General features: G+C 70.5%; 21 protein-coding genes. 10 read left to right on the forward strand and 11 right to left on the reverse strand.

What is annotated here, in order from left to right:
- The first annotated feature begins 35 nt into the window (after positions 1–35).
- Together AB0O76_RS12660 and AB0O76_RS12665 are read left to right on the forward strand one after the other, a co-directional pair.
- Entirely contained in the window at positions 36–809 is a 774-nt protein-coding gene (locus AB0O76_RS12660; RefSeq protein WP_365488702.1) for a TIGR04222 domain-containing membrane protein, read from the forward strand.
- Positions 810–917: 108 nt separating this feature from the next.
- The gene (locus AB0O76_RS12665) at positions 918–2,537 is read left to right on the forward strand and encodes an alpha/beta hydrolase (RefSeq protein ID WP_365488705.1); all 1,620 of its coding nucleotides are present in this window, start codon (positions 918–920) and stop codon (positions 2,535–2,537) included.
- A gap of 18 nt (positions 2,538–2,555) precedes the next feature.
- On the opposite strand, the gene AB0O76_RS12670 is transcribed toward AB0O76_RS12665, so the two are convergent.
- The 3 genes from AB0O76_RS12670 to hemG form a co-directional block, all read right to left on the reverse strand.
- A complete protein-coding gene (locus AB0O76_RS12670) occupies positions 2,556–2,930 on the reverse strand; it encodes an RNHCP domain-containing protein (protein WP_365488708.1) in 375 nt (124 codons plus the stop codon).
- A 197-nt stretch (positions 2,931–3,127) separates the two neighbouring features.
- Positions 3,128–3,847: a hydrogen peroxide-dependent heme synthase gene (gene hemQ / locus AB0O76_RS12675; RefSeq protein WP_365488711.1), complete on the reverse strand. Its 720-nt coding sequence runs from the start codon at positions 3,845–3,847 to the stop codon at positions 3,128–3,130.
- Positions 3,848–3,851: 4 nt separating this feature from the next.
- Positions 3,852–5,309: a protoporphyrinogen oxidase gene (gene hemG / locus AB0O76_RS12680; protein ID WP_365488714.1), complete on the reverse strand. Its 1,458-nt coding sequence runs from the start codon at positions 5,307–5,309 to the stop codon at positions 3,852–3,854.
- Positions 5,310–5,435: 126 nt separating this feature from the next.
- On the opposite strand from hemG, the gene AB0O76_RS12685 reads away from it, so the two are divergent.
- Positions 5,436–6,380, forward strand: coding sequence for a DUF4349 domain-containing protein (locus AB0O76_RS12685; protein WP_365488717.1), 945 nt, complete (start codon positions 5,436–5,438; stop codon positions 6,378–6,380).
- A gap of 37 nt (positions 6,381–6,417) precedes the next feature.
- Positions 6,418–7,812, forward strand: coding sequence for an FAD-dependent oxidoreductase (locus AB0O76_RS12690; RefSeq protein WP_365488719.1), 1,395 nt, complete (start codon positions 6,418–6,420; stop codon positions 7,810–7,812).
- 132 nt (positions 7,813–7,944) lie between these two features.
- On the opposite strand, the gene hemE is transcribed toward AB0O76_RS12690, so the two are convergent.
- A complete protein-coding gene (gene hemE, locus AB0O76_RS12695; protein ID WP_365488722.1) occupies positions 7,945–9,018 on the reverse strand; it encodes a uroporphyrinogen decarboxylase in 1,074 nt (357 codons plus the stop codon).
- 121 nt (positions 9,019–9,139) lie between these two features.
- Between hemE and AB0O76_RS12700 the strand changes: the two genes are divergently transcribed.
- From AB0O76_RS12700 to AB0O76_RS12720, 5 genes are all read left to right on the forward strand, one after another.
- Positions 9,140–9,805, forward strand: coding sequence for a DUF3000 domain-containing protein (locus AB0O76_RS12700; RefSeq protein WP_365488725.1), 666 nt, complete (start codon positions 9,140–9,142; stop codon positions 9,803–9,805).
- 261 nt (positions 9,806–10,066) lie between these two features.
- Positions 10,067–10,729, forward strand: a complete 663-nt coding sequence (locus AB0O76_RS12705; RefSeq protein WP_030687574.1) for a response regulator transcription factor — start codon at positions 10,067–10,069, stop codon at positions 10,727–10,729.
- Between the two features lie 78 nt (positions 10,730–10,807).
- Positions 10,808–12,073: a ribonuclease D gene (locus tag AB0O76_RS12710; RefSeq protein ID WP_365488728.1), complete on the forward strand. Its 1,266-nt coding sequence runs from the start codon at positions 10,808–10,810 to the stop codon at positions 12,071–12,073.
- A 442-nt stretch (positions 12,074–12,515) separates the two neighbouring features.
- Positions 12,516–13,736: an acetyl-CoA C-acyltransferase gene (locus tag AB0O76_RS12715; RefSeq protein ID WP_365488731.1), complete on the forward strand. Its 1,221-nt coding sequence runs from the start codon at positions 12,516–12,518 to the stop codon at positions 13,734–13,736.
- Positions 13,733–15,865, forward strand: coding sequence for a 3-hydroxyacyl-CoA dehydrogenase NAD-binding domain-containing protein (locus AB0O76_RS12720; RefSeq protein WP_365488734.1), 2,133 nt, complete (start codon positions 13,733–13,735; stop codon positions 15,863–15,865). The genes AB0O76_RS12715 and AB0O76_RS12720 overlap by 4 nt, the downstream gene beginning before the upstream one ends.
- A gap of 95 nt (positions 15,866–15,960) precedes the next feature.
- Here the strand turns inward: AB0O76_RS12720 and AB0O76_RS12725 are convergent, their stop codons facing one another.
- Positions 15,961–17,076, reverse strand: coding sequence for a hypothetical protein (locus tag AB0O76_RS12725; protein ID WP_365488737.1), 1,116 nt, complete (start codon positions 17,074–17,076; stop codon positions 15,961–15,963).
- 166 nt (positions 17,077–17,242) lie between these two features.
- Here AB0O76_RS12725 and AB0O76_RS12730 point away from each other — a divergent pair, with 166 nt between their 5' ends.
- Positions 17,243–17,620 carry an NTP pyrophosphohydrolase gene (locus AB0O76_RS12730; protein WP_365488740.1) on the forward strand — a complete coding sequence of 126 codons (378 nt, stop codon included), beginning with the start codon at positions 17,243–17,245 and terminating at the stop codon, positions 17,618–17,620.
- 105 nt (positions 17,621–17,725) lie between these two features.
- Here the strand turns inward: AB0O76_RS12730 and AB0O76_RS12735 are convergent, their stop codons facing one another.
- The 6 genes from AB0O76_RS12735 to AB0O76_RS12760 all read right to left on the reverse strand — a co-directional run bounded on the left by AB0O76_RS12735 (position 17,726) and on the right by AB0O76_RS12760 (position 26,421).
- Positions 17,726–19,222 (reverse strand): glycosyltransferase family 39 protein, encoded by a 1,497-nt coding sequence (locus tag AB0O76_RS12735; protein ID WP_365488743.1) that lies wholly within the window; start codon positions 19,220–19,222, stop codon positions 17,726–17,728.
- 83 nt (positions 19,223–19,305) lie between these two features.
- The gene (locus tag AB0O76_RS12740; RefSeq protein WP_365488746.1) at positions 19,306–20,808 is read right to left on the reverse strand and encodes an amino acid permease; all 1,503 of its coding nucleotides are present in this window, start codon (positions 20,806–20,808) and stop codon (positions 19,306–19,308) included.
- Between the two features lie 146 nt (positions 20,809–20,954).
- Positions 20,955–22,892 (reverse strand): 1-deoxy-D-xylulose-5-phosphate synthase, encoded by a 1,938-nt coding sequence (gene dxs, locus AB0O76_RS12745; RefSeq protein WP_365488749.1) that lies wholly within the window; start codon positions 22,890–22,892, stop codon positions 20,955–20,957.
- A gap of 191 nt (positions 22,893–23,083) precedes the next feature.
- Positions 23,084–24,373, reverse strand: a complete 1,290-nt coding sequence (locus AB0O76_RS12750) for a sugar ABC transporter permease (RefSeq protein ID WP_365488752.1) — start codon at positions 24,371–24,373, stop codon at positions 23,084–23,086.
- A complete protein-coding gene (locus AB0O76_RS12755; protein ID WP_365488755.1) occupies positions 24,370–25,158 on the reverse strand; it encodes an ATP-binding cassette domain-containing protein in 789 nt (262 codons plus the stop codon). The genes AB0O76_RS12750 and AB0O76_RS12755 overlap by 4 nt, the downstream gene beginning before the upstream one ends.
- A 144-nt stretch (positions 25,159–25,302) precedes the next feature.
- Positions 25,303–26,421 carry a substrate-binding domain-containing protein gene (locus tag AB0O76_RS12760; RefSeq protein WP_365488758.1) on the reverse strand — a complete coding sequence of 373 codons (1,119 nt, stop codon included), beginning with the start codon at positions 26,419–26,421 and terminating at the stop codon, positions 25,303–25,305.
- Between the last annotated feature and the right edge of the window lies 1 nt (position 26,422).

The raw sequence follows: 26,422 nt of genomic DNA on the forward strand, positions 1-26,422 counted from the left end.
GGCGCAGGCCCCGCCCGCTCGCATAGAACACCCGCATGTTCTGGCTCCCCCTGCTCCTCCTCGCCTGGGTCGCGACGGGCCTGTCCTGCGCCCGGCTCTGCCTCGCCGCATACCGCACCGCCCCGGGCGGCACGGCCCCGGAGCACCGTCATGAACTGACGCTCTACGAGGCCGCCTTCCTCTCCGGCGGCCCGGCGCGCGTCGCCGACCTGACCCTGGTGTCGATGGCCCGCGCCCGGCGGCTGCTGCTCGCCCGTACCGGCTGGGCGACGGTGGTCGACCCGGTGGGCGGTGACGACATGGAGCGTTCCGTGCTCGGCGCGATAGGGCCCGCGGGCCAGTCGCCGATAGCGCCGGTGCGCCGGGCCGCGGCCGGCACCGACGCGATGCGCGCGCTCGCCGACCGGCTCGTCGCGGCGGGGCTCGCGCTGCCGGACGGCAGCTGGTCGGGGGTCGCGGGCGCGGTCCGGCAGGTGCGGGCGGCCGCCGCGGTGGTGCTCGCGCTCGGCGCGGCGGCGCTGCTGATGCCCGCCCAGGAGGCGGCCGAGCGGACGCCCGGCGAGGTGCACATCGCGGTCTGGTTCGCGCTGCCGCTGGCCACCGACCTGGCCTGTCTGGCCGTCGCCCGCTTCGAGATCCACCCCTATCCCCGCTGGGCCTCGCCCGCAGGGCAGCGCCTCCTGAGTACGCTCCCGGCGCGTGGCGGCTCCGACCTCACCGCCGTCGCCGTACGCGGCACCCGCGCCCTGGCGGACCCGGATCTGCGCGCCGCGTTCACGCACCGGGATACGGCGCATCGGGGGCAATGACGGGGCAATGAGCCGACACCGGCAGGGCGGTGCTTTACTTCGCCTATTACCGAACGAATCATCCCTTTTGTTCGAGCAACACACGGCCGAATGAAGGGATGGAGAGCGATGAGAGCAGCAGCCGCCCTCTACGGAACCGCCGGATCCTTGGTCCTGACCGCACTCGTCGCCGCCCCCACGGGAAGCGCGTCCGCGACCGACACCTCGCCCTACCCGGAGGCGCGCGGCACCATCGTCGCCGCCCAGCGCGCGAAGGCGGCCCCCATCCGCTTCGGCGCCTGTGCCAAGGCGGAGGGCCTGCCCCCGTCCGTCCGCTGCGGCACCGTGCAGGTGCCGCTCGACTACGCCAAGCCGGACGGCGAGCAGATCAAGCTGACCGTCAGCCGCGTCAAGGCCACGAAGAAGGCCGCGGGCAAGCGCGCCAAGGCCGTCAAGCGCCAGGGGGCGCTCGTCTTCAACCCCGGCGGCCCCGGCGCGTCCGGCATGTACTTCCCGCTCGTCGGGGTCATGCCCGAGTGGAAGCGCATCGCCGCCGCGTACGACCTCGTCGGCTACGCCCCGCGCGGTGTCGGCCGCTCCGCCCCGATCTCCTGCCAGGACCCCAAGGAGTACGGGAAGGCGCCGACCCAGTCGCCGGCCCGACCGGACGCCGCGTACAAACTGAAGCGCGTCGCCGAGGCGAAGGCCTACGCGCGCGGCTGCGCCAAGCGCTCCGGGGCGGGCCTGCCGCACGTCAACAGCCTGAACAACGCCCGTGACCTGGAGGTCCTTCGGGCGGCGCTCGGCGAGCAGAAACTGACCTTCATGGGCGCCTCGTACGGCACCTACTTCGGCGCCGTCTACGCCTCGCTCTTCCCGTCGCACGTGCGCCGCATGGTGTTCGACTCGGCGGTGAACCCCGACCCGGCGCAGATCTGGTACGACAACAACCTCGACCAGTCCGTGGCATTCGAACGGCGCTGGGCCGACTTCCGTACCTGGGTGGCCAAGCACGACAAGACGTACCACCTGGGCAGGACGCCCGACGCCGTCCTCAAGAGCTACGAGAAGGTCCGCGACGAGTTGGCCCGCAAGCCCGCGGGCGGCAAGGTCGGCCCCGGCCAGCTGCAGTCGGCGTATCTCCAGGCCGGGTACTACGACGACTACTGGCCGATGCGCGCCTCGGCGCTCTCGGCGTATCTGAAGGGCGACCCGAAGCAGCTGATCGAGCAGGCCGCGCCCGAGCCGAAGGCGGCCAAGGAGCAGGAGAACAGCAACGCGGTCTACACCGCGGTCGAGTGCAACGACGCGTCCTGGCCGACGGACTTCAAGATCTGGAACCGCGACAACTCACTGCTCGCCCGCGTCGCGCCCTTCGAGACCTGGGACAACGCCTGGATGAACCTGCCGTGCGCCTACTGGCCCGCGCCCCGCCAGCGTCCCGTGGACGTCCGTACCGACGAGGGCGAGCTGCCCCCGACGCTGATCCTGCAGGCCGAGCGTGACGCGGCGACGCCGTACGAGGGCGCTGTGGAGCTCAACCGCAGGCTGCGGGGTTCGGTCCTGGTGACCGAGCGGGAGGCGGGCACGCACGGCATCGCGGGCGGCCCCAACCAGTGCGTCAACGGCCACCTGGAGGCGTATCTCCTGGAGGGCAGGCTCCCCGTGCGGCGCGCGGCGTGCGCACCGCACAAGGAGCCCGAGCCGCTGTCCGGCGCGCGGGCAGAGGCTCTCACCAGAAAGCGCTAGCAGGCGAGTGCCGGCCGGTCACAGCGCGCTGAGCCGCTCCAGCGGGAACGGCGGCTGGGCCAGCGGGCGCACCGCGAGCCGGGTCAGCGGCAGGGCGTTGTCGTCGCCCGCCGTGCGGTTGGCGTGCAGGACGCCGCAGTGGATGCAGCGGTGGACCAGGATCCATTCGCCGTCACCGCGTACGGAGATGGCGAGGGGTTCCATCCGGGCGCCGCACTCCGCGGCCCGGTCGCCCGGGGTGTCGTCGAGGTGACGGCTCCACAGGCAGTTCGGACAGTGGTTGCGGTGGTCGGTGCCGGGTGCGGTCATCGATACGTCGAGACCGCACTGCAGACAGCGGAAGGACTGGGCGCGCGCCTCAGTGCGGGCGCGCCTTGATGTGTTGCGGGACATGGTGAAGGTGACTCCAAAGCAATGCGGAAGGGATCGGCTCCGAGCTGTTCCGCAGGGCCCTGGGCATACACTCACCATCTTTCTGTCCTCGGCTACGACCTTTCGATGAAACGCGCACCGGGCGGGCGCGGCAACCGAATTAACGGTGCCGCGCCCGCCCGGCGCGTGTGTATGTCTACGGAGGCGGTTGGAGGCGGTTACGCCAGACCCGCCACCAGGTCCGCCACGGACTTGCGGCGGCCCGTGAAGAACGGGACCTCTTCGCGGACGTGCATGCGGGCCTCGGAGGCGCGCAGGTGGCGCATCAGGTCGACGATGCGGTACAGCTCGTCGGCCTCGAAGGCCAGCATCCACTCGTAGTCGCCGAGCGAGAACGAGGCGACGGTGTTGGCGCGCACGTCGGGGTAGCCGCGGGCCATCTTGCCGTGGTCGGCGAGCATGCGGCGGCGGTCCTCGTCGGGCAGCAGGTACCAGTCGTAGGAGCGCACGAAGGGGTAGACGCTGATGTAGTTGCGCGGCGTCTCGTCGGCCAGGAAGGCCGGGATGTGCGACTTGTTGAACTCGGCGGGGCGGTGCAGCGCCATGTTCGACCAGACCGGCTCGAGGGCGCGGCCGAGGTTGGTGCGGCGGAAGAGGTTGTACGCCTCCTGCAGCTCGTCGCTGGTCTCGGCGTGCCACCAGATCATGACGTCGGCGTCGGCCCGCAGACCGGACACGTCATAGGCGCCGCGGACGGTGATGTCCTTGGCGGCGAGCTGGTCGAACAGCTGCTGGACCTCTTCGGCGTAACCGACACGGTCGTCGGGCAGCACGTCGCGCAGCTTGAAGACGGACCACAGCGTGTAGCGGATGACCTCGTTGAGGTCCTTGGCCTTCTTGCCGGCGTTCGGGCTCTTGGCGGGGGCGTCGTCACTCATGTCTCTATTCTCCTCCGCCGCCGTGCAGACTCTGCACCGGGTGGCTGGCGAGCTCCTCGACCCCCGCCAGGTCGCCGCCCAGCTGGTCCACGGCCGCGTACGCGCTCGCAATGCAGGCCGGGATGCCCACTCCGTCGTACGCGGCTCCGCACACCGCGAGGCCCGGCAGCTTGCTCACGTGCTCGCGGATGCGGGCCACGCGCGCGTGGTGGCCGACGGGGTACTGCGGGAGGCCGTCGTGCCAGCGGGTGACGCGGGTGGCGACGGGCGCGGCGTCCAGGCCGGTGGCCGCGTGCAGATCGCGCCGGGAGAGGGCGATCAGGTCGGTGTCGTCCCGCTCCAGGATCGCGCTCTCGCCGTACCGGCCCACCGAAGTGCGCAGAACCAGCAGGTCAGGGTCCTCATCGGCGATCCAGCCCCACTTACGGGATGCGAACGTGGACGCCTTGATGGTGTGCCCGTCGATGGGCGGCACGAGAAAACCGCTGCCTTCGGGGAGGTCGATTTCGCTGCGCCGGTAGGCGAGGGTCATCAGGGCCATGGATGCGTACTCGACCGTGGCGAGCTCGGCGGCGGCCGCGGGCGCCTCGACCCCGAGGAGCGCGGCCGCGGCGTACGCGGGCACGGCGACCACCACGGAGTCGGCGTCGATGACGCTCTTCTCGGTGCTGATCTGCCAGCCCCCCGAGGTGCGCTTCAGCTCCGTGACCGCGGCCCCGGTGTGGATGACACCGCCACGCGCGCGTACCGACTCCGCGACGGCGAGCGGCAGTTGACCCACGCCGCCCTCGATGCCCATGAAGACGGGTCCGGTCTGCTGGTTCTTCGCGGCACGGGCCTGGATCTCGCGTACGCCCTCGGTGAGCGAGGCGTGACTGCGGGCGGCCTCGAAGAGCTGCGGCACCGCCGAGCGCATCGAGATGCGGTAGGCGTCACCGGCGTACACGCCACCCAGGAGCGGCTCCACCAGGCGGTCGACGACCTCGCGGCCCAGCCGCCCGGCGACGTACTCACCGACCGCGACATCGTCGCCCACCTCGGTGGCAGGCAGCTCGCGGTCCTGCTCGATGCGGTGAAGACCTTCGTCGGAGAGCACCCCGGAGAGCGCGGACGCGTCGCCGGGCACGCCCATGACGTGGCCCTTGGGCATCGGGCGCAGGGCGCCGCGGGTCCAGATCGCGGCGGTCGCGGTGGCGGGCGGCTGCAGCCGGTCCGCGAGGCCCACCTCGCGGGCGAGGGCCACGGCCTCGGGACGGCGGGCGAGCATCGACTCGGCGCCGAGGTCGACGCGGACGCCTGCGATCTCGCCGGGAAGCAGCTTGCCGCCGAGCCGGTCGGAGGCCTCAAGGACGGTCACCCGGGCTCCGGTGTCCAGCAATCGATGGGCGGCCGCGAGGCCTGCGATCCCACCGCCGATGACCACGACATGACCCGTACCCGTACGTGTGTCCGTTTCGCGCATACCTCCACTCTACGAGCCGCGCGAGTCCCGACCGTGACCCCATCGGGACCTGTCGGCAACCATCGCTCCGCACCTCCCCGGCGTCAAAGGAGCAACAGTCACCACGATCCTCGGGGGTACGTCGGGATGAACGCGTCCAGCACGTCCAGGCACCGCTCGGTCCGGGCACTCTCGGCCGTCCTGCTCGCGGTCGCCCTCGCGCTCGCGGGGTGCAGCGCGGGCGGCGGCGGCGACAGCGACAAGGCGGCGGGCAGCGCCGCGAGGGACCAGAAGGGCCCGTCCGACGAGCATGGCGTGGGCGGCGGCCAGGCGGACAAGTCCGGCGCAAAGAAGCCGCCGAAGCTCACCGGCACGCACATCATCCGCTCCGCGTCCCTGACCGTCCGCGTCAAGGACGTGCCGAAGGCGCTGGAGGAGGCGCGCGCGGTCGCCACGGACGCGGGCGGGGTCGTCGGCGACGAGACGACGGACCGCGACGGCCGCGGCCACGAACGCTCGCGGATCGTGCTGCGGGTGCCGCAGGATCGGTACGAGGAGGTCCTCAAGTCCCTTGAGGGAACGGGCAAGTTGATCGAGCGCAAGGCCAAGGCGCAGGACGTCACCGATCAGGTGGTCGATGTCGAGAGCCGCATCAAGTCGCAGCGGGCGAGCGTGGCGCGGGTGCGGGAGCTGATGGACAAGGCGACGAAGCTGAGCGATGTCGTCACCCTGGAAGGGGAGTTGAGCAGCCGGCAGTCCGAGCTGGAGGCGCTGCTCGCACAGCAGTCGTCGCTGAAGGACAGTACGAGCATGTCCACGATCACGCTCTCGCTCAGTGAGACGGCCGTGCAGAAGGCGGACGCGGACGACGACGATCCGACGTTCGTGGACGCGCTGTCCGGCGGCTGGAGCGCCTTCGTGACGATGCTGCGGTGGCTTGCGGTCGCCCTCGGCGCGATCCTGCCGTTCGCGGCGGTGGCGGCGCTGATCGTCGTGCTGTGGCAGCGGCTGATGCGGCCACGTCCGGCCCGGCGACCCGCTCCGGTGCTGACGCGCGAGGGCGAAGTCGAGGGCGGGGGCGACGACGACTGATCGCCCGTCAACTGCTGCGGAGTCGTAGCGTGTCCGTATGAGCGACACGAGCAGCGCACGCGAGCGACTGGTGGTCATCGGGGGCGACGCGGCAGGCATGTCCGCCGCGTCGCAGGCACGCAGGCTCAAGGGCCCGGACGAGCTGGAGATCGTCGCTTTCGAGCGCGGTCACTTCACCTCGTACTCGGCCTGCGGCATCCCCTACTGGGTGGGCGGCGACGTCCCTTCGCGGGACGAACTGATCGCGCGTACGCCCGAGGAGCACCGGGCACGCGACATCGACCTGCGGATGCGCACGGAGGTCACGGAGATCGATCCGGCGGGGCGGCGCGTCCGCAGCCGGGACCTGGAGACCGGGGCCGAGGAGTGGACGGCGTACGACAAACTCGTGATCGCCACCGGCGCCCGCCCGATCCGCCCGCCGCTGCCGGGCATCGACGCGCCCGGTGTGCACGGCGTGCAGACCCTCGACGACGGCCAGGCGCTCCTGGACACGCTCGCCGAAACGCCGGGCCGCAGGGCGGTCGTCATCGGCGCGGGCTACATCGGCGTCGAGATGGCCGAGGCGCTGATCCAGCGCCGCTACGAGGTCACCGTCGTCAACCGCCGCGCCGAGCCGATGTCGACGCTCGACCCGGACATGGGCCGCCTGGTCCACGAGGCGATGTCGGGGATGGGCATCGAGATGGTGAACGACTCCGAGGTCACCAAGATCCTCACCGGTGAGGACGGCCGGGTCAGGGCGGTGGCCACGGAGGACGCCGAGTATCCGGCGGACGTGGTGGTGCTCGGCATCGGCGTGCGCCCCGAGACGGAACTCGCGAAGGCGGCGGGCCTGCCCCTGGGCCGGCACGGCGGGCTGCTCACGGATCTCGCGATGCGGGTGCGCGGCCACGAGAACATCTGGGCGGGCGGCGACTGCGTGGAGGTGCTCGACCTGGTCTCGGGCCGCGAACGCCACATCGCGCTCGGCACGCACGCCAACAAGCACGGCCAGGTCATCGGCTCGAACGTGGGCGGGAGTTACGCGACGTTCCCCGGTGTCGTCGGCACGGCGGTCAGCAAGGTCTGCGACCTGGAGATCGCCCGCACGGGCCTGCGCGAGAGGGATGCGCGGGCCGCGGGCCTGCAGCACGTGACGGTGACCATCGAGTCGACGAGCCGCGCGGGCTACTACCCCGGAGCGGCCGTGATGACGGTGAAAATGCTCGCCGAACGGGGCACGGGCCGCCTGCTCGGCGTCCAGATCGTGGGCCGCGAGGGCGCCGCCAAACGCGTCGACATCGCGGCGGTGGCACTGACGGCACGCATGACGGCGGAACAGATGACCGCCCTGGACCTCGGCTACGCCCCACCGTTCTCACCGGTATGGGACCCGATCCTGGTGGCGGCCCGCAAGGCGGTGGCGGCGGTACGGGCGAAGGGGGTCTGAGCAACGGCTGGAAAGGCCCTGCTGAGGACGGTCCGGACCGTCATCGCCTCCAGCAGAAAGGGGTCCCTGCCCGATCGGACAGGGACCCTTTTCAGACATCTTTCAAGCAGACATCTTTCATACGCACATCTTTCAGACTGCCGTACGCGTGTGGACATGCTCCACGAGTCGCGTCAGCGCGTCCGGGTCCGTGGACGGCAGGACTCCGTGGCCGAGGTTGAAGATGTGCCCCTCGAGCCCGGAAGCGGCGGCCAGCACCTCGTCGGTCTTGGCCTCGACCGCCTCGCGCGTGGAGAAGAGGACCGCCGGGTCGAGGTTGCCCTGCAGCGCCTTGCCGGGACCGACCCGCCGGGCCGCCTCGTCCATCGGCACCCGCCAGTCGGCGCCCACCACGTCTGCGCCCGCCTCGCCCATCAGGCCGAGCAGCTCGCCCGTACCGACACCGAAGTGGATGCGCGGCACGCCGTACGAGGCCACCGCGTCGAACACCTTCTTCGACGCGGGCATCACGGAGCGCCGGTAGTCGGCCGGTGCGAGGGCGCCCACCCACGAGTCGAAGAGCTGCACGGCGCTCGCGCCCGCCTCGATCTGCACCTTCAGGAAGGCCCCGGTGATCTCCGCGAGCCGGTCGAGCAGCTCGGCCCACAGCTCCGGGTCGCCGTACATGAGCGCCTTGGTGTGCTCGTGGTTACGGCTCGGACCGCCCTCGACCAGGTAACTCGCGAGGGTGAAAGGCGCACCGGCGAACCCGATGAGCGGCGTCGACCCGAGCTCGCCCGTCAGCATCCCGATCGCCTCGGTGACGTAGTGGACGTCCTCGGGCGTCAGGTCCCGCAGCTGCGCGAGATCGGCGCGCGAGCGGATCGGGTCGGCGACGACCGGGCCGATGCCCGGCTTGATGTCGAGGTCGATGCCGATGGCCTTGAGGGGTACGACGATGTCGCTGAAGTAGATCGCGGCGTCGACCTTGTGGCGGCGCACCGGCTGCAGCGTGATCTCCGTGACGAGCTCCGGCATCATGCAGGACTCCAGCATGGCCGTGCCCTCGCGCACCTTGCGGTACTCGGGGAGTGAGCGCCCTGCCTGCCGCATGAACCAGACCGGCGTGTGCGGCACGGGCTCGCGCCTGCAGGCCTTCATGAAGGCCGAGTCGTACGTCGCTTCGTTCTGCCGGCCCGCGGGGCTCTGGCTGTTGTTGGCACTCACGCGGAAAGTCTCGCACGGGCCCGTGCGCCCCCTGTCCAGAGGGACACCCTGCCTTGACCGAGCCCCCTCTCAAGGGTGTCCCTCCCTGCGCGAAGCCGCCGTTCCCCTTAATCTTCCCCGCATGGCTGCGGCTCAAGGACAACGGTCGGACGGCGCTGGCGAGATGGAAAGTACGGAGGGGAAGGTGGCGGAATCGGCTCCGTTGCCCTTCCGCGCGGCGGTCGACGCACTGCGCGGGGTACGGCTTCGGCCTGAGATCGAGATCGACCCGACGCGTCCTCCGCAGCGCCTCGCCCCGTATGCGTACGCGCTGGAGGCGGCGGTGGTGGACGGCGACGACGACCTGGCGGACGGCCGCCTTGTGCTGCTGCACGACCCGGCGGGGCACGAGGCCTGGCACGGCACGTTCCGCCTCGTCACGCTGGTGCGCGCGGAGTTGGAGCCGGAGATGGCGGCGGACCCGCTGCTTCCCGAGGTGTGCTGGTCGTGGCTGACGGGTGCGCTGGGGGCGCGCGGTCTGGTGTGCGGGGCGCCGAGCGGCACGGTCACGCGCGCCGGGTCGCACTACTTCGGCGGACTCGCCGAGCGTCCGCCCGCTTCGCAGATCGAGATCCGGGCTTCCTGGACGCCGGCGCCGGGCGAAGGGTTCGGCGGGGTGCCGGACACCGCGGCGCACCTGGCGGCGTGGTGCGATCTGCTCTGTCAGGTCGCGGGGCTGCCGCCGGCCGGGCAGGGCGACGGATCCGTGGTGTCACTGCCGCAGCGGCGGGGACCGCAGAGTCCGTGACGGCCAGCGGCCGGGCGCCGGTGGGCCCGGCCGCTCGCCCGACGACGTAACACCTGCGGGATCGTTTCTGAACGACTGCGATTCGGGTTGATCTTCGGATGATCGATCATGTGTCCGAATGGTCCGAATTGTTACTCACCAAATCGTGATCATTCTCTAAAGGCGGGCGGGTTTGGTGCCGAAGAGGTGGGTGACCTTGAAAGCACGGTTCGTCCCGGCTTCATCCCCGAGCCGGTTCCGTCCCGCACCCCAGGAGGCCTGGTGTCCGTTCTCCTCGAGCAGCCCGCAAGCCTGGTCGCCTACCGCCCGAACAAGCCGACCGCCATGGTCGTCGTGGCCGACCCACGTGTCCGCTCCACCGTCACCCGCCACCTGTGGGCGCTCGGTGTGCGCGACGTGATCGAGGCCTCGTCGATCGCGGAGGCTCGTCCCCGCATCGGCAACCCCCGTGACATCTGCGTCGCAGACGTCCACCTCCCCGACGGCTCCGGCCTGACGCTCCTCTCCGAAACCCGCGCGGCGGGCTGGCCCAACGGCCTCGCGCTCTCCGCCGCCGACGACATCGGCGCCGTACGCAACGCCCTCGCGGGCGGCGTGAAGGGCTATGTCGTCACCGGTACCCGTACCAATGTCGGTCTCCCCACCCGTCCCGGCGCCGCGCCCATCGGCTCGGCCGCCGCCCGAATGCACCGCCGCCCCCCGGGCGCCCCGAGCCACCCCGGCGGCTACCGCGAGCTGTCCGGCCGCGAGGTCGAGGTGCTCCGCCTCGTCGCCGAGGGCCAGTCGAACAAGGCCATCGGCGTCTCGATGGGGCTCTCCGCCCTGACCGTGAAGAGTCACCTCGCCCGTATCGCGCGCAAGCTCGGCACGGGTGACCGGGCCGGGATGGTAGCGGTGGCGCTGCGCACCGGAATCATCCACTGACTCATTTACACCCCTCGCACACCCGTCGACGGAACGTTCCGTCGACGGGTGCTGTGCATACACAGATACCCTTGACAGGTGACCGACGCCCAAGAGACCGCAGCAGACAGCTCACTGCGAACCACCGGAGGCGGCCCTCCGGACGACGTCGAATCGGCGCCGATCCCTTTGGACGAGCCGCGTGATGGCATCCCCCCGGTGGTCGCCGACGAGACCGCCCTCGCCGAGGTGATCGCCGCGTTCGCGGCAGGCAGTGGCCCCGTGGCCGTGGACGCCGAGCGCGCGTCCGGCTACCGGTACGGCCAGCGCGCCTACCTCGTGCAGCTGCGCCGCGAAGGCGCGGGCAGCACCCTGATCGACCCCGTCGCCTGCCCCGACCTCTCGGGCCTCGGCGAGGCGATCTCCGGCACGGAATGGGTCCTGCACGCCGCCACGCAGGACCTCCCCTGCCTCCGCGAAATAGGCATGATCCCGACCAGCATCTTCGACACGGAGCTCGCGGGGCGGCTAGCCGGATTCCCCCGGGTCGGCCTCGGCGCGATGGTCGAGGGGGTGCTCGGCTTCGTCCTGGAGAAGGGGCACTCGGCCGTCGACTGGTCGACGCGCCCGCTGCCCGAGCCCTGGCTCCGCTACGCGGCGCTGGACGTGGAGCTCCTCGTCGACCTGCGCGACGCCCTGGAGAAGGAGCTCGACCGGCAGGGCAAGCTGGAGTGGGCCCGCGAGGAGTTCGACGCGATCGCCTCCGCGCCGCCCGCGCCGCCCCGCAAGGACCCCTGGCGTCGTACGTCCGGCATGCACAAGGTGCGGCGGCGTCGTCAGATGGCGGTCGTACGGGAGCTGTGGACCGCGCGTGACCGTGTCGCCCAGCGGCGTGACGTGTCGCCCGGCAAGGTGCTGAGCGACGGCGCGATCGTCGAGGCGGCGCTTTCGCTGCCCCCCAACGTGCACGCGCTCGCCGGTCTCACCGGCTTCGGGCACCGCATGGGGCGGCGCCAGCTGGAGCAGTGGCAGGCCGCGGTGGACCGGGCCAAGGCCCTGCCCGACTCCGAGCTGCCCCAGCCGGGGCAGGCCGTGTCCGGGCCCCCGCCGCCCCGCTCCTGGGCGGACCGCGACCCGGCGGCCGCGGCTCGGCTCTCCGCTGCGCGGGCGGCGGTCTCGGCGCTTGCCGATGAGCTGAACATGCCTCAGGAGAACCTGATCACTCCGGACACGGTACGAAGGGTCTGCTGGGAGCCGCCGACCGAGGTGACCCCCGACTCGGTCTCGGCCGCCCTGTCCGCCCACGGCGCACGGAACTGGCAAATCACGCAGGTGACCCCGGCTCTGGTAACGGCCCTGACCTGACGGCACCGGGCGCGCCCTTGCCGACCGCGGGGCGCGTTCCTGTCCCGCCGCTTCGCGGCGGATCTCTCCCACCCACCCACCCGATTACCCCGCAACACGGGGAGGGCGGGTGGGTGGCTCGCGTTGTAAGGGCGCGCGGCCCCGTACGCCCCTGGCGGATGCCGGGTAATCGGGTGGGCGGGCGGGAAAGGATCCGCCGCGAAGCGGCGGGACAGGACGGCCCGCCCTGCGGCAGCCGGGACGCATCGGCGCACCCGCCCTGCGGCAGCCGGGGGGATCGGCGCGCCCCGCCCCGGGGGCCGGAACGCACCGCCCAGCCAGGCCGCAGGCCAAGTGTGACCTTCGCCTCCCCGAACCGGGACTGGGCAGCCTAGTTACCGACAAGTAGCATGGTTCCCGGAAGCGCGCCGCAGGCGCACCCGCACCCTGGAGGAGAGCCATCGTGCCTCGTACCGTCAGGGACGTCGTCTTCGTTGATGGCGTCCGCACCCCGTTCGGCAAGGCGGGCCCGAAGGGCATCTATCACGAGACCCGTGCGGATGACCTCATCGTGAAGGCCATCCGGGAGCTGCTGCGCCGCAACCCGGACCTCGACCCCGCCAAGATCGACGAGGTCGCCATCGCCGCGACCACGCAGATCGGCGACCAGGGCCTGACGCTGGGCCGCACCGCCGGGATCCTGGCGGGCCTGCCTCAGTCCGTGCCGGGATACTCCATCGACCGCATGTGCGCCGGCGCCCTCACCGCCGTGACGGCGACGGCCGGCTCCATCGCGTTCGGCGCGTACGACGCCGTCATCGCCGGTGGTGTCGAGCACATGGGCCGCCACCCCATGGGTGAGGGAGTCGACCCGAACCCGCGGTTCGTGAGCGAGAAGCTCGTCGACGAGTCCGCCCTCTTCATGGGCATGACCGCCGAGAACCTGCACGACCGCTACCCGAGCATCACCAAGCAGCGTTCCGACGAGTACGCGGTGCGCTCGCAGGAGAAGGCCGCCAAGGCGTACGCCAACGGCAAGATCCAGCAGGACCTGGTGCCGGTCTCCGTACGCCGGACGAACGCCGAGGCCGGTGAGACCGGTTGGGGTCTCGCCACCGCTGATGAGCCGATGCGGCCCGGCACGACCCTCGAGAACCTCTCGGGTCTGAAGACGCCGTTCCGTACGCACGGCCGCGTCACCGCCGGCAACGCCGCGGGCCTCAACGACGGCGCCACGGCGTCGATCATCGCCTCCGAGGACTTCGCCCGCGAGAACAACCTGCCGGTCAAGATGCGCCTTGTCTCGTACGCCTTCGCGGGCGTCGAGCCCGAGGTCATGGGCTACGGGCCGATCCCGGCCACGGAGAAGGCGCTCGCCCAGGCGGGCCTGACCATCGACGACATCGGTCTCTTCGAGATCAATGAGGCCTTCGCCGTCCAGGTGCTCGCCTTCCTCGAGCACTACGGCATCGCCGACGACGACGCGCGCGTGAACCAGTACGGCGGCGCCATCGCGTACGGCCACCCCCTCGCCTCCTCCGGCGTACGTCTGATGACGCAGCTGGCGCGGCAGTTCGAGAAGCAGCCCGAGGTCCGCTACGGCCTGACGACGATGTGCGTCGGCTTCGGCATGGGCGCCACGGTCATCTGGGAGAACCCGAACTTCAACGGAGGCAGCAAGTGAGCACCGACACCGCTGAGCTTCTGAAGGGCGCGGCCGAGCTGTTCCCGGACGAGGTCGTCACGCAGGCGCACGTACGCCACCTCGACCTGCCCGCGGGCGCCGGGCGCTTCGCGCTCATCACGCTCGACAACGGCTTCGACCACACCAAGCCGACCACCTTCGGCCCCGGCTCGCTGGCGAACCTGAACGTCGCCATCGACCAGGTCGAGAAGGAGGCGGCCGAGGGCACGATCGTCGGCGTCGGCATCACCGGCAAGCCGTTCATCTTCGCCGTCGGCGCCGACCTCAAGGGCGTGGAGATCCTCAAGCGCCACGAGGACGCGCTCGTCATCGGCAAGAGCGGGCACGACGTCTTCAAGCGTCTGTCCGGCCTCGCCGTGCCGACCTTCGCCTACTACAACGGTGCCGCGATGGGCGGTGGCGTCGAGGTCGGTCTGCACTGCTCCTACCGCACCGTCTCCAAGGCGCTGCCCGCCTTCTCGCTGCCCGAGGTCTTCCTCGGTCTGGTCCCGGGCTGGGGCGGCTGTGCGCTGCTCCCGAACCTGATCGGCGCCGACAAGGCCGTCTCGGTCATCATCGAGAACTCGCTGAACCAGAACCGCCAGCTCAAGGGCAAGCAGGTCTTCGAGCTCGGCATCGCCGACGCGATCTTCGAGGGCGCCGACTTCCTGGAGCAGTCGCTGATCTGGACGGCCTCCGTCCTCAACGGCTCGCTCACGGTGGAGCGCCCCGAGATCGACCGCGGCGAGGGCTGGGACGCCGCCGTCGCGCGCGGCCGTGGCATCGCCGACTCCAAGGTGCACGGTGCGGCCCCGGCCGCGTACCGCGCCCTGGAGATCATCGAGGGCGCCAAGGACGGCGACCTGCAGAAGGGCTTCGACGCGGAGGACGTCGCGCTCGCCGACCTCATCATGGGTGGCGAACTGCGCAGCGGGCTCTACGCGTTCAACCTCGTACAGAAGCGCGCCAAGCGCCCGGCGGGTGCCCCGGACAAGAACCTGGCGCGTCCGGTCACCAAGGTCGGCGTCGTCGGCGCGGGCCTGATGGCCTCGCAGCTTGCGCTGCTCTTCCTGCGCCGCCTCGAGGTGCCGGTCGTGCTGACCGACATCGACCAGGAGCGCGTCGACAAGGGTGTGGGCTATGTCCACGCCGAGATCGACAAGCTGCTCCTCAAGGGTCGCGTCAACCAGGACAAGGCCAACCGCCTCAAGGGTCTGGTCTCCGGTGTCCTGGACAAGGCCGAGGGCTTCTCCGACGCCGACTTCATCATCGAGGCCGTCTTCGAGGAGATCGGCGTCAAGCAGCAGGTGTTCGCGGAGGTGGAGGCCGTCGCTCCGGCGCACGCCATCCTCGCCACCAACACCTCCTCGCTGTCCGTCACCGAGATGGCGTCGAAGCTGAAGCACCCCGAGCGGGTCGTCGGCTTCCACTTCTTCAACCCGGTCGCGATCCTCCCGCTCCTGGAGATCGTCCGCGGCGAGCAGACGGACGACGCCTCGCTGGCCACGGCCTTCGGTGTCGCCAAGAAGCTGAAGAAGACCGCGGTGCTCGTGAAGGACGCCCCGGCGTTCGTCGTGAACCGCATCCTCACCCGCTTCATGGGCGAGATCCAGAACGTCATCGACGAGGGCACCCCGGTCGCCGTCGCCGAGAAGGCCGTCGAGCCGCTCGGTCTGCCGATGTCGCCGCTGGTCCTCCTGGAGCTGGTCGGCCCGGCCATCGGTCTGCACGTGTCGGAGACCCTGAACCGCGCCTTCCCGGAGCGCTTCACGGTGTCCCCGAACCTCGCGGCCGTCGTCAAGGCCGGCAAGCGCGGCTTCTACGTGTACGACAGCGGGAAGCCGGAGCTCGACCCCGAGGTCGCCGCTCTCCTCAAGCAGGGCGACTCCGTCCTGACCGAGGAGCAGACCCGCGACCGCGTGCTCGACGCCGTGGCGCAGGAGATCGGGCTCATGCTCGACGAGGGTGTCGTCGCCGAGGCGCAGGACATCGACCTGTGCCTGATCACCGGCGCCGGCTGGCCCTTCCACCTGGGCGGCATCACGCCGTACCTGGACCGGGCGGGCGTCAGCGAGCGGGTCACCGGCAAGAAGTTCCTGGAGCAGGGCGTGGCGAGCGTGCCCGCGTAACACCTGAGCAGTGACTCCTGAACAGTGAGAGGGGCGCCCGGTCGACTGCCGACCGGGCGCCCCTTCTCCGTTTTCCCGGGCTGACGACGGGCGGGTCAGACCCGCGTCCACGCGTCCAGGGCGAGGCCCGGCTCCGCCTTCTGCCGCGCGATGTGCAGCGCGCCGTCCACGCCGATCGCCGCGAGCACCACCCGCCCGTGGGTGTCGAGCGCCAACGCCGGTGAGCCCAGGCACGGTTCGCCGGTCTCGGACCACCACAGGCCCGCCTCCTCCCGCTCCGTGGGGAACGCCGCGAGTGCGGGGCGTCCCGTACGGGTGCGGTGGGCGAGGATCGTGCAGTCGTGGCCGTCGATCGTCGCGCGCAGGGCCGCCGTGGGGCCCGGGCCGGGGGTGCCGTCCAGGGGGATCGCGGGGGCGTCTGGGCGGTGGGCCTGGACGGCCGTGGTGCGGGCGTCGGAGGCGTAGTACGTGAGGCCGTCCTCGGCGGTTTCCAGGGCCGTGCCCGAGCCGGGGGCCGGGGCCAGCGGGATGTCGTCGCCGCGCACGAACTCGCCGCCCTGCTTCTCCTGGGCCCAGTGCAGCGTCTTGTCGGCCGCGGGTCCGAAGACCTCCACGCGTCCCGTCGAGGTGGCGACGGCCACGATGCCGTCGAGGACCTGGCGGACCTTGAAGTCCTTCCAGCCCTCCCACTGGCCGCCCTTGCCCTCGCGCCGCAGCCGGACGCTGTTCACGGCGTCCCGTACGAAGACATGGACCGTGCCCGCGGCGTCCACGGCGGCGGTCGGGGCGCCGAGATGCGGGGCCCGCTCGACGAGTTTGGTGTGCGGGTTGCCGAGCGAGCGCCAGTCCATGAGCGGACGCCCCGACTGGTACTGGATGGCGTGCACGACATCGACCTCGGGGTCGGCGCCGTCCGGCTTCGGGCGCCGTCGCAGGCCGATGAAGTGCACGTACCCGTCGGCGCCCTGGGCCAGGGTGAGGTGGGTGATGTCCGGGGCGCCGAAGAAGTCGGGGCCCGTCAAGGCGGGGCCGCCGGGCCGGGTCTCCGTCCAGCGCAGCAGGCCCCCGTCCGTGCGGGCGTACGCGGTGAGCCGGTCGTCCTTGCCGCGCAGCAGCCAGCGGCCGGTCTCGGGCGTACCGGTCGCGGCGCGGTCGGCGCCGGCCGGGTGGGCGGGCTCCTGCCCGGGCCTGGGGGCTGACCTCTGCGGCATGACTCGGCGCCGACCTTCCTTCGAGCGTTCGCTTGCCGTGGCCTGGGGACCGTCCGGGGGTTCGGGGGGGGCGGACAGGTCCTGGGGGCCGACGGCCCACAAGTCTACGTTTGCCGGGCACATCCACCGTTCAGGGCCCGGACCCTCGGTATGCCAGGGTGACGGCATGAGAACTCTGCTCGTCGTCGACGCGGCGAACGTCGTCGGCTCGGTCCCCGACGGCTGGTGGCGCGACCGGCGCGGGGCCGCCGAGCGGCTCAGGGATCGCCTGGTTCCGTACGCCGATGAGGGTCTTCCCGGGCTTCCGGGCCCGCTGGACGTCGTGCTCGTCGTCGAGGGGCAGGCCCGCGGTGTGGAGTCCGTGCCGGGCGTACGCGTCGACTCGGCTCCCGGCAGCGGCGACGACCGGATCGTGGAGATCGTGGCCGAGAGCCCGGACCGGCCCCGTGTCGTAGTCACCGCCGACCGTGAACTCCGCCTCCGCGTCGAGGAGTTGGGCGGCGTGTGCCTGGGCCCGCGCTCGGTACGTCAGCCCAGCGCCTAAGCAGGTCGGGCGAAGTCCGCTGCGGGTGCGGGAGCGCCCTGAAGGGGCGCGGGGAACTGCGCGACCAGCCACGACGGCGCCGCAGGTAACAGACGGCACCTCGCGTCACTTCCAGCGGAGCGCCTGGCGGGAGTAGATCACCGCGCCGTCCACCGTCGCCACCGGCGCGTAGCCCGCCGCGAGCACCCGGCGCAGTGAAGGCACTCGCTCCGGGGCGAACGGCTTGCCCCGTGAGTCGTCCACGATCAGTGCGGGCGGGGCCGCCGCGAGCTCGGCGCGGAAGACCGGCCAGGCGCCCTGAACCGCGTACTTCTCGCCCACCTGGGGGCCGTTGCGGCCGCCGCTGTAGTTGGTCAGGAGTCCCGCGGTCAGATAGCGGCTCGCGGGGTCGCGGTCGGCCAGCCAGTACGTCTCGGGGTGTATCCCCCACAGCAGCACCCGGTCGCGCGGGGAGGTGCGCGCCCTGACCTCGTCGGCGATCCGCTCGGCGTGCGCCAGTTCGGGGTGCGGCGCCAGCATCCCCCAGGCCAGGAACAGCGCACACGCCCCGGCCGTCACGGACACTGCCGTCAGGGTGCGCTCTCGGGGGAGGATATGGAGTGCCGCCGCGCCCAACAGGGCCAATGGTGGTGTGAGTTGGAGGTAGTAGTGGCCGAAGAAGTGGAAGCCGACCAGGACCGCGCCCGCCGATGAGGCGAGCCATAGCCACAGATCCGCCGAGCCGGTGCGCGCGATGCGCAGGACGCGTACGACCGGCGGGATGATCCCCGCACAGGCCGCCGCGAGGATCGCCGCGTTGGTCAAACCCCTGGCGAGCACGTGGAGTTCGGACCCGGTGAAGGAGGCGTAGGCGCCCGATCCCGTCACTGTCCAGAACAGGAATCCCGCCGGATCGGTGGCGGCGGCGGCAGCGAGGACCGGGCCGCACAGGCCAACTCCCAGGCGCAGTACGTCCCTTCGGCACGCCCCTGAGTGCCACAGCAGCCACGCCACCGGCACCAGCGTCGCTCCCCCGGTCTGCTTGGCGAGGAACGCGCAGGCCACCGCGGCCCCGGCCAGGGCCCACCAGCGCCGGTCGGCGCACCACAGGGCGGCCGCCGTGCAGGGCAGCATGAACACCTCGAAGGTGGCCGCCTGTACGTCCTCCGGGTTCAGGCCGACCGAGATCAGGAGATAGAGGATGCCCGCCGTGCGGCCCGCGCCGTCGCCCCAGCGGCACCGGGCGACGCAGACGAGCAGGACGGCCGTCGTGAGCTGGGCCGCGACCGCGAGCACCTTCAGCGGGAGCAGGCTCACGTCGCCGCAGAGCGCGAAGGCCCCTTCGTACAGCCAGGGGACGAGCGGCGGCTTGCGGTCGACGACCGTTTCGTAGAGCGCCCCGCCGTCCGCCAACATCCTTGCCTGGACGGCGAGATAGCCCTCGTCCGGGCTCCACAGCGGCCACCGGAAGGAGGGCACCCGGGTGAGGAGGGCCAGCGCGGCGAGGAGCGGGAGCAGGCGCCTCCAGTACGGGCGGCGGGGTGCCGGTGCGTGCTCCGTGCGCGGGCGCGGCACCCGGGGGGCGCGTACGGAGCGCAGGGAAGCGGAGGGCTCGGCGAGCATGGGGTGCACGCTATCCGGCCCCGCAGTCCCCGACAGAGCGGGACATACGGGGCCGGGAGGTCGGCAGGAAGAGAGCGCGGCGGTTAAAGAACTTTTCCGGGCGGGAACGTCGTCTCGCCCCGGCCGAGCCGGCTGTGCGAGCGCCCGTACAGGAAGTAGACGACGAAGCCGAGCACCATCCAGATGCCGAACCGCAGCCACGTCTCGCCGGGCAGGTTCAGCATCAGCCACACCGAGGCGGCCACCGAGATGATGGGCACCAGCGGCACCAGCGGGGTGCGGAAGGCGCGGTGCAGTTCGGGGCGGGTGCGGCGCAGGACGATCACGCCGATGGCCACGACGACGAACGCGAAGAGGGTCCCGATGTTCACCAGGGTCGCGAGCTCGTTGATGCTGGTGAAGCCGGCGATGACGGCGATGAGGACGCCAAGGAGGATGGTCGGGCGGTAAGGGGTCTTGAAGCGCGGGTGCGTGATGGAGAAGAAGCGCGGCAGCAGACCGTCGCGGCTCATCGCGAAGAACACACGCGTCTGCCCGAGCAGCAGGATCAGACACACGGTGGTCAGGCCGACGGCGGCACCGAAGCTGATGGCGCCGGCGTACCAGGGGTGGCCGGTGGCCTTGAAGGCTTCGGCGAGGGGCGCGCTGACGGACAGTTTGGTGTAGTGCTGCATGCCGGTGACCACGAGCGAGACGGCCACGTAAAGCACCGTGCAGATGAAGAGCGAGCCGAGGATGCCGCGCGGCATGTCGCGCTGCGGGTTCTTGGTCTCCTCGGCGGCAGTGGCCACCACGTCGAAGCCGATGAAGGCGAAGAAGACGACGGAGGCCGCGGTGAAGATGCCCATGACGCCGAAGTTGGTGGGTTCGTAGCCGAAGAGCAGCTGAACCATGGGGGCGTCTTCCCAGCCCACCCCGATCTCCGGGGTCACCGCGTCGGGGATGAACGGCGAGTAGTTGTCACCCACGATGAAGAAGAGACCCGCGATGATCACGATCATGACCACCGTCACCTTGATGGCCACGACGACCGCGGTGATGTTGGCGGACAGCTTCATGCCGACCACCAGGATCGCGGTCAGCACCAGGACCAGCAGGAAGGCCAGGATGTCGAAGCTGCCGCCTGGAATGTCGGGGCCTTCCAGCGCATTAGGGAGATGCCAGTTCGCGTTGTCCATCAGGGAGCGCACATACCCGGACCAGCCGACCGCGACGACGGCCGTACCCAGGGCGAATTCGAGGACGAGGTCCCAGCCGATGATCCAGGCGGGCAGCTCACCGATGGAGGCGTAGGCGAAGGTGTACGCCGATCCGGCCACCGGGACGGTCGAGGCGAACTCGGCGTAGCACAGGGCCGCAAGGGCGCAGACGATGCCGGCGGCGACGAACGCGAGCGCGGTCGCAGGCCCCGCGTTCTCCTTGGCCACCTTGCCGGTCAGGACGAAGATGCCGGTGCCGATGATGACGCCGACGCCGAAGACCATGAGGTCGAGGGCGGAGAGCGACTTCTTGAGCGCATGCTCCGGTTCGACGGTGTCCTGGATGGACTGCTCGACGCTCTTCGTTCTGAAAAGGGTGCTTGTCACGGACGTACCTCCACGCTTGTCGTCCTCGACATGATCGAGACGGGGGGTGGTCCGCAAGCCGCGGCACGGGGGGATTCACGCAAATGGGCCGGTCCCACCACCCGTACAGGGTGGTGGGACCGGCCCGAAGAACCGCGTGGTTGACGTCAGTCGCGCGCGGGCTCCGCCGCCGGGTCGACCGAGTCCACGGCCGCTCCCCGCTCGAAGCGCCCGTCGAGCTTCGCCACCAGACCTGTCACCTGGCGGGCGATGTCCGGGGCGGTCAGGCCGATCTCGGCCATGACCTCCTTGCGGGACGCGTGGTCGAGGAAGCGCGGCGGGATGCCGAAGTCGCGCAGCGGTACGTCGACGCCCGCGTCGCGCAGGGCCTGGGCGATCGCCGAACCGACGCCGCCCGCGCGGGAGTTGTCCTCGACGGTGACGACGACGCGGTGCTGCTCGGCGAGCGGGGCGAGCGCCTCGTCGACGGGCTTGACCCAGCGGGGGTCGACGACCGTCGTCGTGATGCCCTGCTTGTTGAGCAGATCGGCGATCTCCAGGCACATCGGGGCGAGCGCGCCCACGGAGACCAGGAGGACGTCGGGCCGGTGGGTGGCCGCCTTGCGGAGCACGTCCATGCCGCCGACCTTGCCGACGGCCTTGACGGCCGGGCCGACCGCGCCCTTGGAGAAGCGCACCACGGTGGGGGCGTCCTCGACCTCGACGGCCTCGCGCAGCTGCAGGCGGACCTGGTCGGCGTCGCGCGGTGCGGCGATCCGCAGGGTCGGCACGCACTGCAGGATCGACATGTCCCACATGCCGTTGTGCGAGGCGCCGTCGGTGCCGGTGATGCCGGCCCGGTCCAGGACGAAGGTGACGCCGCACTTGTGCAGGGCCACGTCCATCAGGAGCTGGTCGAAGGCGCGGTTGAGGAAGGTCGCGTACACGGCGAAGACGGGGTGCAGGCCGCCGGTGGCCAGGCCCGCGGCGCTGACCGCGCCGTGCTGCTCGGCGATGCCGACGTCGTAGACCCGCTCCGGGAACTCCTTGGAGAACTTGTCGAGGCCGACCGGCTGGAGCATGGCCGCGGTGATCGCGACGATGTCCTCGCGCTCGTGGCCGAGCTTGACCATCTCCTCGCCGAACACGGAGGTCCAGTCGACGCCGGAGGACGCGATCGGCAGTCCGGTGTCGGGGTGGATCTTGCCGACGGAGTGGAAGTGGTCGGCCTCGTCCTCCAGGGCGGGCTTGTAGCCGCGGCCCTTCTCGGTGATGCAGTGCACGATGACCGGGCCGCCGAAGCGCTTGGCGCGCGCCAGGGCGGACTCCAGGGCCTCGATGTCGTGGCCGTCGATCGGGCCGACGTACTTCAGGCCGAGGTCCTCGAACATGCCCTGCGGGGCGATGAAGTCCTTCAGGCCCTTCTTCGCGCCGTGCAGCGTCTCGTAGAGGGGCTTGCCGACGACCGGGGTGCGCTCCAGGAGGTCCCTGCCGCGGGCCAGGAAGCGCTCGTAGCCGTCCGTGGTGCGCAGGGTGGCCAGGTGGTTGGCGAGGCCGCCGATGGTGGGCGCGTACGAACGCTCGTTGTCGTTGACGACGATCACCAGGGGGCGGTCCTTGGCGGCGGCGATGTTGTTGAGCGCCTCCCAGGCCATGCCGCCGGTGAGCGCGCCGTCGCCGATGACGGCGACGACGTGGTCGTCCTTCTTGCGCAGCTCATTGGCCTTGGCGAGGCCGTCGGCCCAGCCGAGGACGGTGGAGGCGTGCGAATTCTCGATCACGTCGTGGTCGGACTCGGCCTGCGAGGGGTAGCCGGAGAGGCCGCCCTTCATCTTCAGCTTGGAGAAGTCCTGGCGGCCGGTGAGCAGCTTGTGCACATAGCTCTGGTGGCCGGTGTCGAAGAGGATCTTGTCCTGGGGGGACTCGAAGACGCGGTGCATGGCGATCGTGAGCTCGACCACGCCGAGGTTGGGGCCGAGGTGGCCGCCTGTCTTGGAGACTGCGTCGACGAGGAAGGTGCGGATCTCGTCGGCCAGCTGGATCAGCTCCTCCTGGCTGAGCCGGTCCAGATCGCGCGGTCCCCTGATGCGGGTCAGCAGCGGCACCCGTGCCTCCTTGCAGTAGAGCTGTTCGAGCGTTGACCGGATGTTGCCCGGGCCTGTTGAGTCTAATGTTCCGCCATTGACGGCGGCGTCCGGGCCGGGAGTTGTGCATCACGCGATCGGCGGTACACAGAGAACTGCCCGGCACCGCGCCATTGCGGTACCGGGCAGCCCCCGCTCGGGGTTGTGGCAGGTCAGGCGCGGCCTGCCGTCTTCTGGGTCTTGCGGGTTACGGAGTCGATCACGACCGTGGCGAGCAGTACGCCACCGGTGATCATGTACTGGACCGGCGTCGCGATGCCTTCGAGTGCCAGGCCGTACTGGATGGACGTGATGACCATGACGCCCAGGAGGGCGTTCCAGGTGCGGCCGCGGCCGCCGAAGAGGCTGGTGCCGCCGATGACGGCCGCCGCGATGGCGTTCATCAGGAGGTCACCGGTGCCGGCGCCCTGGTTGGCAGCGGCGATCTTGGAGGCCATGAAGAGGCCGCCCGCCGCCGCGAACGTACCGGCGATCGCGTAGACCGACGTACGGATCAGGGTGACGTTGATACCGGCGCGGCGGGACGCCTCGACGCTGCCGCCGAGGGCGAAGACCTTGCGGCCGTAGCCCGTGCGGCGAAGGACGAAGTCGGTGCCGACCAGGACCACCAGGAAGATCACCAGGGCCAGCGGGAGGCCCTTGTACTGGTTGAACATGATCGCGGCGGCGAAGGCCACGACGGCCAGGACGGCCGTGCGCACGATGATCTCGCTCAGCGGCCTGGACGGGACACCGGCCGCCTCGCGGCGGCGGCTGTCCAGGAAGGAGGAGAGGAAGAACGCCACGACCGCGACGATCGCGAGGCCGTAGGCCGCGGCGACGTCCGTGAAGTAGTACGAGGTCAGCTTGGCGATCAGGCCGTCGGAGTCCAGGTTGATGGTGCCGTTGTCACCCAGGATCTGGAGCATGAAGCCCTGCCAGAACAGCAGGCCCGCCAGGGTGACGGCGAACGCCGGGGCGCCGATCCGCGCGAAGAAGAAGCCGTGGATGGTGCCGATCACAGTGCCGGTGAGGACGGCGGCGATCAGCGCGATCCACTCGGGTGCGCCGTGCGTGACGGCGAGCACGGCGGCGACCGCACCCGCGACACCGCTGACCGAGCCGACCGACAGGTCGATCTCGCCGAGCAGCAGCACGAAGACGATGCCGACGGCGATCATGCCGGTGCCGACCATGGCGACGGAGATGTTGCTGAGGTTCTCCGCGGTCATGAAGCGCGAGTTCATCGAGGCGAAGATCGCCCAGATGATGATGAGGCCCACGACGACCGGGATGGAGCCGAGGTCACCGGCGCGCATCTTCCGCTTGAACTCGGTGATGTATCCGGCGAAGCCCTGCTCGCGCACGAGCAGGCGGGGGTCCACCGCGGTGACGGCGTCGGGGGCGGGGGCCGGGGCGTCGACGGGTGCGTCGCCGGGCGTGGAGGTCTTGTCGATGCTCACTTCTGGGCCTCCCCATTGCGCGCCGCGCGACGGGTCACGGCATTGTCCGTGGCGCCCGTGATGGCGGAGATGATCTCTTCCTGCGAGGTGGCCTTCACGTCGAAGACTCCGTTGTTCCGGCCGAGCCGGAGCACCGCCACCTTGTCGGCGACGGCCTTGACGTCCGCCATGTTGTGGCTGATGAGGATGACCGCGTGGCCACGCTCGCGCAGCCGCTCCACCAGGTCGAGGACCTGTGCGGTCTGCTCGACGCCGAGGGCGGCGGTGGGCTCGTCGAGGATGACGAGCTGGGGCTCGCCGAGCATCGAGCGGGCGATCGCTACGGTCTGGCGCTGGCCGCCGGAGAGCGAGGCGATCGGGATGCGGACGCTGGGGATGCGGATCGACAGCGTGGTGAGGAGCTCGCGGGCGCGGCGCTCCATCTCGACCTCGTTGAGCACGCCGCGCCTGCGCAGCTCGCGGCCGAGGTAGAGATTGCCTACGACGTCGATGTTGTCGCACAGCGCGAGGTCCTGGTAGACGGTCGCGATGCCCAGGTTCTGGGCGTCGTGCGGCTTGTTGATCGAGACGCTCTTGCCTTCCCACTCGATGACACCGTCATCGATGGGATGCACGCCAGCGATCGTCTTGACCAGCGTGGACTTTCCTGCGCCGTTGTCGCCGACCAGGGCGACCACCTCACCGGCGTGGACCTCAAGCTCTACGTCGGTGAGCGCCTGGACGGCACCGAATCGCTTGGAGACCCCGCGCAACGCCAACACGGGCGTAGCGGACACGTGAACCATCTCCTTCGCCGCCTGACCGGCGGGAGGTTGAACAGAAGAGAACGAGAGGTGTTTCTGTCCGGCGCCCCGCAGAGCTGCGGGGCTGTTGGAGCGAGGCACCGGACAGGCCTCAATGGTGGTGAAGTCCCGTGTGGGGAGGGGGACTTACTTCAGGCCCAGCTTGTCGCAGTCGGCCTTGTACTTGGTGGTGCAGATCTCGTCGACCGCGTAGATGCCGTCCTTGAGGACGGTGTCCTTGATGTTGTCCTTGGTCAGGGAGACGACCGGGACGAGCACGGTGGGAACGCCCTTGGTGGTGGGGCTGTCGACTGTGTCCTTGGCGATGGAGTCCAGCTTCTCGCCCTTGCCCAGTGCGACGGCCATCTTGGCGGCGGCCTCGGCCTCGGGGGCGTACGGCTTGTAGACGCTCATGTACTGCTCGCCCGCGACGATGCGCTGCACACCTGCAAGCTCGGCGTCCTGGCCGGTGACCGGCGGGAGCTTGGAGAGGCCCGCGGCCTTGAGGGCGGTGATGATGCCGCCCGCCATGCCGTCGTTCGCGGAGTAGACGCCGACGATCTTGTTCTTGCCGAGGGCCGAGATCGCGCCCTCCATGTTGGCGTTGGCGTTCTCCGGCTTCCACTCCTTGGTGTCGTACGACTTGCCGATCTTGACCTTGCCCTTGAGCTCGGCCTCGGCGCCCTTCTTGAAGAGCTTGGCGTTCGGGTCGGTGATCGCGCCGTTCATCATCACGATCTGGCCGTCCTTGGCCTTGTCCCCAAGGGCCTCAAGGAGGGCCTTGCCCTGGACGTGACCGACCTCTTCGTTGTCGAAGGAGGTGTACGCGTCGATGGGGCCCTCGGCAAGGCGGTCGTACGCCACGACAGGGATGCCCGCGTCCTTGGCCTTCTTGACCGAACCGGCGATCGCCTTGGAGTCCACGGCGTCCACGATCAGCACGTCCACCTTGTTGGTGATCATGGTGTCGGCCTGCTGGTTCTGTACGGTCGCGTCCTGCTTGGCGTTCGCGTAGGTGACCTTGGCCTTGCCGTCGGTCAGCTCCTTGATGTGCTTCTCGATCAGCGGCTTGTCGAACTTCTCGTAACGCGCGGTCTGGTTCTCCGGCAGGAGCAGACCTATGTTCAGCGCGTCACCCTTCTTCGGGCCCGAACCGGCTTCATCCTTGTCACCGCCGGATTCCTTGGCACTGCCACAGGCGGCAAGGGTGACGGCCATGGTGGTGGCGGCAACGGCAACGGCGGCACGACGCATACGCGTGTTCATT

The sequence above is a fragment of the Streptomyces sp. NPDC086554 genome (assembly GCF_040686095.1).
Taxonomy (GTDB): domain Bacteria; phylum Actinomycetota; class Actinomycetes; order Streptomycetales; family Streptomycetaceae; genus Streptomyces.

What these genes read in the sequence shown, in the direction of transcription:
- AB0O76_RS12690 (WP_365488719.1), top strand. Translation starts at nt 6,418, where the DNA reads ATGAGCGACACGAGCAGCGCACGCGAGCGACTGGTGGTCATCGGGGGC.
- AB0O76_RS12760 (WP_365488758.1), bottom strand. Translation starts at nt 26,421, where the DNA reads ATGAACACGCGTATGCGTCGTGCCGCCGTTGCCGTTGCCGCCACCACC.
- AB0O76_RS12700 (WP_365488725.1), top strand. Translation starts at nt 9,140, where the DNA reads ATGGCTGCGGCTCAAGGACAACGGTCGGACGGCGCTGGCGAGATGGAA.
- AB0O76_RS12735 (WP_365488743.1), bottom strand. Translation starts at nt 19,222, where the DNA reads ATGCTCGCCGAGCCCTCCGCTTCCCTGCGCTCCGTACGCGCCCCCCGG.
- AB0O76_RS12755 (WP_365488755.1), bottom strand. Translation starts at nt 25,158, where the DNA reads ATGGTTCACGTGTCCGCTACGCCCGTGTTGGCGTTGCGCGGGGTCTCC.
- AB0O76_RS12670 (WP_365488708.1), bottom strand. Translation starts at nt 2,930, where the DNA reads ATGTCCCGCAACACATCAAGGCGCGCCCGCACTGAGGCGCGCGCCCAG.
- hemG (WP_365488714.1), bottom strand. Translation starts at nt 5,309, where the DNA reads ATGCGCGAAACGGACACACGTACGGGTACGGGTCATGTCGTGGTCATC.
- hemQ (WP_365488711.1), bottom strand. Translation starts at nt 3,847, where the DNA reads ATGAGTGACGACGCCCCCGCCAAGAGCCCGAACGCCGGCAAGAAGGCC.
- AB0O76_RS12665 (WP_365488705.1), top strand. Translation starts at nt 918, where the DNA reads ATGAGAGCAGCAGCCGCCCTCTACGGAACCGCCGGATCCTTGGTCCTG.
- AB0O76_RS12660 (WP_365488702.1), top strand. Translation starts at nt 36, where the DNA reads ATGTTCTGGCTCCCCCTGCTCCTCCTCGCCTGGGTCGCGACGGGCCTG.
- AB0O76_RS12730 (WP_365488740.1), top strand. Translation starts at nt 17,243, where the DNA reads ATGAGAACTCTGCTCGTCGTCGACGCGGCGAACGTCGTCGGCTCGGTC.
- AB0O76_RS12685 (WP_365488717.1), top strand. Translation starts at nt 5,436, where the DNA reads ATGAACGCGTCCAGCACGTCCAGGCACCGCTCGGTCCGGGCACTCTCG.
- AB0O76_RS12725 (WP_365488737.1), bottom strand. Translation starts at nt 17,076, where the DNA reads ATGCCGCAGAGGTCAGCCCCCAGGCCCGGGCAGGAGCCCGCCCACCCG.